Origin of the sequence: Malonomonas rubra, from assembly GCF_003247215.1 — a bacterium.
GTDB classification, from domain to species: domain Bacteria; phylum Desulfobacterota; class Desulfuromonadia; order Desulfuromonadales; family Geopsychrobacteraceae; genus Malonomonas; species Malonomonas rubra_A.
In genome coordinates, this window is the sequence record NZ_QKAP01000089.1 from 1 (window position 1) to 8,684 (window position 8,684).

Below are 8,684 nucleotides of genomic sequence, written 5' to 3' on the forward strand. Positions count from 1 at the left end.
AGCGCACGACGCTCCAAGGTGCGCAGGGCATCCCACTGTTTCAGCTCTGCGGGATCGACACCTATCGCGGAAGGTTCCAGCAACTGCACCGGCTCGCGAAACGCCTTCAACCGTTGTGCCAGGGGCGCATACCGAGGAACCACCATCCCGGCTTCCAGAGCCAATAATGCCGGCAGAGCGCATTCAATTTCTTCACGGTAGCCACGCTCCAGCTTTCTGCTTGCTGTGACCACACCCTGGGCAGCGGCCAGCTCACAAGCGGTAACCCCAACCATCTGCGGCAGATCGAGAAGTTCTGCCAGAGCCGCGGGAGTTTCTCCGCGCCCCTCGTCGAGGGACTGACTGCCACACAACACCAGGTCAGCCTCCAGGCTCTGTATCACCTTAGCCAAGAGATAGGTCTTCCCCTGCGAACCGGGAGCGATTGAGCTATCCCAGATCCGAACTGCATGATCTCCCCCCAGAGACAGACACTCACGAAGGGTCTTTTCCACCCGCGGCGGCCCGAAGGAAAGATAGGTTACCTCGGCACCATGCTGCTCCTTCAGTTGAAGAGCGATCTCTGCGGCACAAAGGTCTGCCGGATTCACCTTGAAGAAGACATCTTCGGCCAAGGGCTCCAAAGTCTGCTGATCCAGGGCAAACGAAAAGCTGACGTCGACCACTTCTTTAATACAAACCACTATTTTCATCGACGATCTCCTTTACTGATCAGCCGTAACGGAAACAGACCCCGAACCCGCCGCGGGGATATCCCCAGCTGACGGCTTTGCGGGAACAAACCACCCGACAAGACCCACACTCGACACAATTCTCCCAACTGAACGCCAACCGCTCCTGCTCCCGCTCAAAACACCGCCCCGGACAAACCACCAAGCAGGCGGAATCCTGACAGGAATCGCACAAGGAGGTGTCGACACTGATGTGAGGATTCCCCGAATCGACGACAAATCTGGTCTTGAGAAGCTTATCGTTAACACTCATGACAGTCCCCTCCAGCCAGCGAAGGCATCAGTCAGCAGTTGCGGCCAGGCGACCCGACCCTTTAACTGCTCTTTGAAGATTGTGAACATCCCCTTTTTCGGGCCCGGCTCCACTCCAAACAAAGCGTGGCCGAGCTCACAGGCCAGCGCCGGATATTCCTGGTAGAGTCGTGAGGTCTTGAAGAAATGCGGCGTTCGTTTAAACTTTTCCAAATCAGCCAGCACACCATGTTTTTTCAACGCCTGAGGATAGGCGGAAAGCCCGCGACGGGTGTAGTCGCCGAGCAATCTGGCGCCCTTAACCGCCTCGGCCGCTGCCAGCCCCGACATGATACTGTAATTGACCCCCTCAACACGCAAGCCGGTCGACAGGGTAAATCCGGCCGCATCCCCGACCGCCAGCACACCATCCGCGAACAATGGCGCTCGCCGGCCTCCCCCCCCTTCCGGGATCAGGTGAGCGGCATATTCCCGTAGCTCACCCTCTTTGACGAGTGGCCAGATCAGCGGATGGCGTTTAAAAGCCTCAAGAAGCTCTTCCGGTCGCTGGTCCTGCCCGGAGAGCGAAGAGAGTTTAGTGACAACGCCAATTGATAGGCTGTCTTGGTTGGTGTATATAAAACCACCGCCGGGAATCCCCTTGGTGGCAGAGCCGACATAGGTATAGGCAGCGCCTTCATCCCCATTTAAGGCAAACGCCTTATTAATCGCTTCGCGGGGAAGAGCGATGATCTCCTTGACTCCCAGCGAAACCTCATCGGCTGACAGGTCCAGCCCGCTCCCTCCTTTTCTGCACAACAAAGAGTTAATACCGTCGGCCGCGATCACCACGTCGGCCCGCAATTCCCCATCTGGACGATTGGTCTGAACGCCAACTACCCGCCCCCCCTCGCGGAGGAAATCAACCACCGTGGTATCGGTCAGCAGCACGGCACCGGCCCCTTCAACCTTACCGGCATACCAGCGGTCAAACTTCGACCGGAGCACCGTAAAGGCATTGTAGGGCGCGGTACAAAATTGCTCACTCTTGAAATCGAGGGACATCGCCGACACCTGATCCAGAAAACTCACTCCCCACCGCGCCACCGGGCGCTCGACCGGAGCTTCATCCCAGAAATCAGGAATCAATTCATGCAGGCCCTTGCTGTACAGAACGCCACCGAACATGTTCTTTGATCCTGGATACTCACCCCGTTCCAGCACCAGGACCTCAACCCCCGCCCGGGCCAGCGCCAAAGCGGCGGTGAGACCGGCCGGTCCGGCACCAACAATAATACAGTCAAATTTCTCAGCCATCGTTTCCCTCATTAGGCCAGAGGAAGAATCCCAATTAAAAGAGTTCCCCCGCTAATTCTTATTATCCAACACACCCGGCCACTGACTTCAACCGGCCGCCTGCGCCCGGAGCTGCTCCACCCACTCCGGAATCACCTCCTGCAGATCCCCTTTAACAGACACATCCGCAAGCTTAAAAATCGGCGCGGTCTTGTCCTTGTTGATCGCGACGATGAACTGCGACTCCTGCATCCCCATCGAGAACTGCTGAGCTCCGGAGATACCGCAACAGACGATCACTTTGGGAGATATGATCTTCCCGGTCTGACCGATCTGACGATCGAAGGTCAGCCAACGCTCATCAACCGAGGCACGGGAACCGGCCAGCGAGGCGTCCAACAGACGGGCAAGCTCCTGCATCTGCGGCACCAGCGACGAGTTGCCCAACCCCCGGCCGAAAGCCAGCACTACTTCAGCCTCGGATATATCCAGCTGCTCCCGATCGACCTTGGAGACACCCAGTACTCGGGTACGAATCTGTTCTGCACCCAAGTTGACAGACAGTGGCTCCAGATTCGGCTTCCTCCCCTTCAGCGGCTTGCCAACCCCAAGAACGCCCGGTCGCACTGTGACAATCTGCGTCGCCCCCTGTTTCCCTTTCAGGGTCAAGTAGACCCGACTTCCGCAACCGGCCCTGGTCATTTCCAACTCACCCTGGGCATTCACCTCGACAACCCGACAGTCACTGACCAGGCTGGCCCGCAACCGGGTCGCCAGTCGCGGCGCCAGGTCGCGACCGAGAGCGCTTGCTGCTAGAAACAGCGTCTGGGGACGGTGCTCATCAATAAGTTGCTGCAAAGCAGTGGTGTACCCGTCTGTGGTATATTGTGCCAGCAGGTCATGCTCAACAGCGTAGATATTGTCCGCTCCCCTCTGGGCGAGACTCTCGGCAAACGTTTCACCTGAATCACCAAAGACCAGCGCCGAGACCTGGCACCTGGCCTTTTGGGCCAGGCGCCGGGTTTCCGACAGCACCTCCAGACTCGCTTCTTCGATTTCACCGTTTCGGTGTTCGATTAAAACCCACATCGTTTCGTCCTATATGATCTGGTCAGTCGCCAGTAAAGAAGTGACTGACATTTAGAGCTTCCGTGCCAGCGTTTCTCCATCACGAATCGCATCGCCGATCATCCGCGGCGCCAGACAGTCGCCGATGCGGTGCAGATCGGCGACCTTCCCCTTGACCGCGTTATAAAGCTCGTCATTCGCCTTGTGATAATAAGCCAGCACTACGTTATCGACGTCCTCGATAGTCCGCTCACAACGACTGTGGATGTTGTACACCGAGACGGCATTCCCCTCGATCTCCTTAATCATGGTATAGGGGGTTACGGTCAAACCTTTCTTCAGGATCCGTTTCAGCATCGGCATCCGCCGTTCGGCAGTCAGGTCATGCCCCAAACGATCATGCGGAGTTAACAGCTCGACCTCCTTCCCCTGATCCAGCAGCATTTCAGCAATACTGACCCCCTTCCAGTGGCCCTGTCCATCATCAGCCACAATCACCTTCTGCCCGACCTCTCGTTCGTCTTCCAGCAGATCCCAGCTGGTCAGCACATTCTCCTGATCCACCCCTGGGGTGTCCGGATTCTCCGGGTCATAAAACGGAATCCCGGTAAAGCTGATCCGACGGGGCGTCGAACCGTTGGCCAATACGACCGTATCAACATCGGCCTGCTGAATCATCTCCGGTGTCACCTCCGTGTTGAGATGGATATCTACCCCCAACTGCTCCAACTGCAGGATCAAATAACGCGGGATCCCTTCAAGTTCTGCCCTCCCGGCGCCTTTGCTGGCGATATTCACCTGCCCACCCAGTCTGGAACGTTTTTCGTAAAGCATTACCTTGTGTCCGCGACGGGCGGCGATCTCGGCAAACTTCAATCCGCCCGGTCCGCCACCAACGACCATAACCTTTTTCGGCTGCGCCGCCGTGGCCAGGGTCCCGATGCCCAATTCGGTTTCTTTGGACACTGCCGGATTGTGGGTACAACTAAAATGGCCACCATAGATCATTCCCCAGCAACCGTCGTTACAGGCGACACAGGGACGGATGTCTTCAACGCGGCCATCCCGGGCCTTATTGGCGAACTCCGGATCGGCGACCTGTCCCCGGGTGACCCCAACCATATCGGCGTGACCGTCGGCCAGGATGTTCTCGCCGAAGACCGGGTCGTTAATCCGCCCAACGGCAAACACCAGGGTATCGCCTACAACTTCCTTGATCCCTGAAGCCAACGGCACCCATAGTCCCAAGGGATGCTGATTGTCCGGAACGACCATATTGGGGGTCCAATAGGTTCCAGCCTTAACCGTGATATAGTCGATCTTGCCGGTTTCAGCGATCAACCGGGCCACTTCCTGCCAGTCCTCAAAATCCAGCCCACCCGGAGTAAAATCATCGCCATTGATCTGGATCCCTACTACATAGTCATCTCCGACACTGTTCCGCACCGAATCGATAACTTCATAGATGATCCGCATGCGGTTTTCAAAGCTTCCGCCATACTCGTCAGTACGCTTATTACTGTAGGGAGATAGAAAACCGCCCAACAAATAATTCCCATACAGGGAGTGAATTTCCACCCCGTCAAAACCGCTTTGCTTGACGTAACCGGCAACCTTGCCCCACATCTCCACGGCTTCATGGATCTCTTCGATCTCAATCTCCTTCGGGGTCAGGCCGATCAGATCAAAAAACGGCAACGGCATGGGGGAAGGCGCCCAGGTCAGGCGCTGGCCGGGGAGACGCTGACGGCCGATATGACCGATTTGCTGAATAATCGCCGCCCCGTGTTCATGAACCGCCTTGGTCATCGCCTGAAACGCTGGAATATTGTCCTCATTGCTGAGGTTCAGAACGTTCCCATAGCCGGGGTGGATGGAGGCAAATTCAGAAATCAGCAGCCCACAGCCCCCTTTGGCCTTCTCAACGTAATAATTGGTCAACTGTTCAGTTGGATATCCGCAGGCCCCCATCAGGGTCCCATGCGCAGTCATTAAAACGCGATTACGGATGGTTAAATTTTTAATTTTCAACGGGGTAAAAAGATGGGGAAAATGGGTACTCATTGCATGAACTCCTCTCAATCAAATAGTTGTTAGCGATACTCTGAAAAGTCGTTTTATTGTATAAAAATTAGTTACACATAAAAAAACCGTTGAACCTCTTGGACTTCAAAACTGATAAATTATTTCGCAAGCTTCATGCCAGCCTACACAAGTCATCAGAATTAGCAATTTGACAAATATTTTAGGGAGTTATCCTTTTATAAAAATTTAAAAAAAGGTTTACAAACGAACCCAATCCGTAATATATTACGGCTCTGTCAATAATTGCGGCTACAATATAATATTGGTTTATTTTGTTTCAAACCCGGAAACGCCGAGACAGAGAAACAAACCAGTCCTAACGGACTCTCCCGGTACCCCGAAATTGGCGCTTGCAGCCAGAAATTGGAGAAAGAGATGCCCCTCGGTAACCCGCTGGACAATTCCCTAGAAGAACGCTTGCAGTTTGAAAAGCTGCTTTCGGAGATTTCCTCGCAATACGCCAACCTGCCGGCCAACAAGGTCGATGAGACCATCGCTCAGGGATTGAAGCGAATCGGCAAATTCCTTGACGCCAAAAGGTGCACTTTGGCCCAATACCCTGACAACCAAAACACCGTCCGAATTGTCCATTCCTGGGGAGATGAGCGTGTAAAGCGGTTGCCCGACTTCAAACCGGACGCCAGTAAGTTTTTCCCCTGGACCGTCAACACACTAAAACAGGGCAAAGTGGTGCAATACTCCCATGTGGACGAACTGCCTGAAGAGGCGGAGGTTGACAAAAAGAACATCCGAGAACTGGGAACCGAAGCCCAGCTCGCCGTCCCCATTGCGATCGGCGGCGCGATCGTCGGAGGGTTCGCGATCGAGACCGCCGGCCACGACCGCATCTGGTCAGAAGAACTGATCCAGCGACTGAGGCTGATCGGAGAGATCTTCGCCAATGCCATCGTCCGTAAAGAAAAAGAGCTTGAGGTCCAGAAAGCCTTCTCCGAAATCAAGCAACTCAAAGAGCAGCTTGAAGCCGACTACAGCTATCTTCGCCAGGAAATCAACCTGGAACACAACCCGCACAACATGATCGGCCAGAGCGAACCGTTCAAACAGATGGTTTTCAAAATCCAACAGGTCGCCATGACCGACATTACCGTCGTCATTCTGGGCGAAACCGGTACCGGCAAAGAGCTGGTCGCCAGAGCGATCCATGACGCCAGTCGACGCAAGGACCGGCCGATGGTCAAGGTCAACTGCGCCGCGCTACCAATCAACCTGATCGAAAGCGAACTGTTCGGCCACGAAAAAGGCGCCTTTACCAGTGCCCAGAGCAAACAGGTCGGCCGCTTTGAACTGGCCAACGGCAGCACCATTTTCCTCGACGAAATCGGCGAGCTACCACTTGAATCACAGGCAAAGCTGCTGCGGGTCCTGCAGGAAGGAGAGTTCGAACGACTGGGAAGCGGCCGCACCACACGGGTCGACGTGCGCATTATTGCTGCCACTAACCGCAACCTCGTGGAAGAGGTTAAAAAAGGGCGTTTCCGCGAAGACCTCTGGTACCGACTGAACGTCTTCCCGATCACCACCCCGCCACTACGCCAGCGACGCGAAGACATCCCCCTGCTGGTGAACTGGCTGGTAAACCGGTTCAACCGAAAACTTGGCAAGTCGATCAAGCGCGTGCCGACTCAGGTCATGGATGCGCTGCAAGGCTACCACTGGCCGGGAAACATCCGCGAGCTGGAAAATGTCATCGAACGGGCCAGTATCATCAGCCAGCGCCACTCGCTGCAATTGCTCGACTCCCTGGAGCGGTCACAGGGCAGAGATCAGGATGCGGCACCTGTTCTGCCGCTCGAAGAGGTCGAGCGCAACCATATCATCCAGACACTAATGGAGACCAAATGGCGGATTGAGGGGCCCAACGGGGCCGCGCTGCTACTTGGTCTAAACCCCTCAACCCTGCGCTTTCGCATGCGCAAGCTGGGGATCGAACGAAGCACCGATATTGAAGAAACCGTGCAAACAAGCAGAATACTCCCCAACCACAAATAAAAGCTGCCCCCTCCCATGCGATTCCACATAGAAGGGGGCAGCCCCGGTTAGTGCAGGTCGTTCGCACGACCCGATATTCCTACTTACTCATGGCAGACATATTCGTCGGCGTGAACATAAAGGGCTTTATGCCCGGATCAAAATAGGCATTTTCAAATTTGCCCTTCGGGTGGGCGCCGAATATGCTCTGAGACGAAGCGTGATCAGTCTTGTCATCGATTACGACATAGCCCGTAGCAGTTGAAACTGTGATACGGTTATCCCACTGAGCGGGTACATAGGAGACCAACAGGGTCTTCCAGTACGAACCAGCCCGGTCATTAACATACTTGTAGATAAACCCGGCAACCGGATCGAGATAAAGATGTGTCTTCCCATAATTGTAGTAGCGGTCTTTGGCGTTCACCTCAACGATCTGCATCTTTCTTGGTACCCAGACGAAATCGGTCGGCGCCCAGGGCGCCCCAGTCCAGCCATCCACTTCAAAGCCGAACAGCGGGCCAGATAGGTTGTCCGGATTCCGCCAGGAACCATCGGTATGCTGGACAAAATTGGCCGGCCCTTCCGTTGCCCATTTCATGACCGGCATAAGGATAATTTTTTCCCCGACATGTTTCCAGTTCATACTCTCAACCTTGCCGGCAAAGGCAAAGGCATCGTCGTTGACGAAGTCGGAACCGAGGAAGGGGCTGGAACGATTGGCACCCGATGTTTTCTTGACCCGACGGATCGCCGGGACATAGGACCAGAGGTCGTCCGCTTTGCTGTGAATGTATCGGTAGGTCAGATTGAGGATGCCGGCGACATCATAGGGTTCGGCAACCCTGACAAATTCATTGAAGATTGTACCGCCCGGGTTATCGACCTGCCCATCTGGACGATTCCAGAAATAGTTCAGATACCACTTGCCGGAAACAGTTCGCTCCAAACCTTTCCTACCGACCCAGTAGGTACTCCAGTTACACCAATAATTGCCAACCCTGGCAAAGTTCAACGCTTGATTGTAGGCAAATTTGATCGGCGCCTTGGGATCATTCTGCCAATCCAGGGCAGGAAAAGCTTCGCCTTCAACGTATTTCGGCAAATCACCCGTCTTAACATCGATCAGCTGACCCTTGTCATTGATGTCATATTTTCCGGCATTCTTGGCGCCCTGTTGTACATAGGTATCATCAGGACCATAGTCCCATTTCATCTGATCGATATTGAGAATAAAGTCACCCTTCTTAACATACTCGACGACCGATGGAGGCAGTAAATCCT

At 54.7% G+C, this 8,684-nt stretch carries 7 protein-coding genes; 1 reads left to right on the plus strand and 6 read right to left on the minus strand.

The features are described from left to right. The 5 genes from Q7J88_RS09370 to Q7J88_RS09390 form a co-directional block, all read right to left on the minus strand. A partial coding sequence (locus tag Q7J88_RS09370) for a hypothetical protein (RefSeq protein WP_303721913.1) occupies positions 1 to 692 on the minus strand: 692 nt, incomplete at its 3' end. Positions 693 to 711: 19 nt separating this feature from the next. Next, positions 712 to 984 (minus strand): ferredoxin family protein, encoded by a 273-nt coding sequence (locus Q7J88_RS09375; RefSeq protein WP_303721914.1) that lies wholly within the window; start codon positions 982 to 984, stop codon positions 712 to 714. Continuing rightward, a complete protein-coding gene (locus Q7J88_RS09380; RefSeq protein WP_303721915.1) occupies positions 981 to 2,279 on the minus strand; it encodes an FAD-dependent oxidoreductase in 1,299 nt (432 codons plus the stop codon). Before Q7J88_RS09380 ends, Q7J88_RS09375 begins: the two co-directional genes overlap by 4 nt. A gap of 87 nt (positions 2,280 to 2,366) precedes the next feature. Beyond that, on the minus strand, positions 2,367 to 3,347 hold the full coding sequence (locus Q7J88_RS09385; RefSeq protein WP_303721916.1) for an electron transfer flavoprotein subunit alpha/FixB family protein: 981 nt from the start codon (positions 3,345 to 3,347) through the stop codon (positions 2,367 to 2,369). Between the two features lie 51 nt (positions 3,348 to 3,398). Beyond that, entirely contained in the window at positions 3,399 to 5,390 is a 1,992-nt protein-coding gene (locus Q7J88_RS09390) for an FAD-dependent oxidoreductase (RefSeq protein ID WP_303721917.1), read from the minus strand. Positions 5,391 to 5,786: 396 nt separating this feature from the next. On the opposite strand from Q7J88_RS09390, the gene Q7J88_RS09395 reads away from it, so the two are divergent. Next, a complete protein-coding gene (locus Q7J88_RS09395; RefSeq protein WP_303721918.1) occupies positions 5,787 to 7,421 on the plus strand; it encodes a sigma 54-interacting transcriptional regulator in 1,635 nt (544 codons plus the stop codon). 79 nt (positions 7,422 to 7,500) lie between these two features. Here the strand turns inward: Q7J88_RS09395 and Q7J88_RS09400 are convergent. Continuing rightward, the coding region (locus Q7J88_RS09400) for a DUF1329 domain-containing protein (protein ID WP_303721920.1) at positions 7,501 to 8,684 on the minus strand (1,184 nt) is incomplete at its 5' end.

What these genes read in the sequence shown, in the direction of transcription:
- Q7J88_RS09380 (WP_303721915.1), bottom strand. Translation starts at nt 2,279, where the DNA reads ATGGCTGAGAAATTTGACTGTATTATTGTTGGTGCCGGACCGGCCGGT.
- Q7J88_RS09385 (WP_303721916.1), bottom strand. Translation starts at nt 3,347, where the DNA reads ATGTGGGTTTTAATCGAACACCGAAACGGTGAAATCGAAGAAGCGAGT.
- Q7J88_RS09395 (WP_303721918.1), top strand. Translation starts at nt 5,787, where the DNA reads ATGCCCCTCGGTAACCCGCTGGACAATTCCCTAGAAGAACGCTTGCAG.
- Q7J88_RS09390 (WP_303721917.1), bottom strand. Translation starts at nt 5,390, where the DNA reads ATGAGTACCCATTTTCCCCATCTTTTTACCCCGTTGAAAATTAAAAAT.
- Q7J88_RS09375 (WP_303721914.1), bottom strand. Translation starts at nt 984, where the DNA reads ATGAGTGTTAACGATAAGCTTCTCAAGACCAGATTTGTCGTCGATTCG.